Origin of the sequence: Holdemanella sp. DFI.5.55, assembly GCF_020593575.1 — a bacterium.
GTDB lineage: Bacteria > Bacillota_I > Bacilli_A > Erysipelotrichales > Erysipelotrichaceae > Holdemanella > Holdemanella hominis.
This window is the reverse complement of sequence record NZ_JAJDMK010000364.1, coordinates 1-238: the sequence shown is the minus strand read 5'-3', so window position 1 is coordinate 238 and position 238 is coordinate 1. Positions and strand designations below refer to the sequence as shown.

Here is a 238-nt window from a genome sequence, read left to right as displayed (position 1 = left end):
CAACGGCTCGCGAAAGCATCATCAGTGGCCTTTTGGTTGACGTAGCCTACAATACCGCGCGTCAAGTAGAAGATATCGCTCTTTATGAACAAGGCCGCGTCTTCATTCCTAAAGGCGGTGAGCGTCCTGAAGAACAAGAACATGTTGCGGGGGCCATGGCAGGCAGTCTGTTGGCTGACAGCTGGAATCTAAAGTGGCGTCCGGTTGACTTTTATCAGATCAAGGGAATCGTCGAACG

1 protein-coding gene is annotated in these 238 nt (G+C 51.7%); it reads left to right on the top strand.

Features of this window, described 5'->3' with window-relative positions; genetic code table 11:
* Positions 1 to 238: hypothetical protein (locus LJE08_RS14425; RefSeq protein ID WP_227403638.1), on the top strand; the 238-nt coding region annotated here is incomplete at both ends.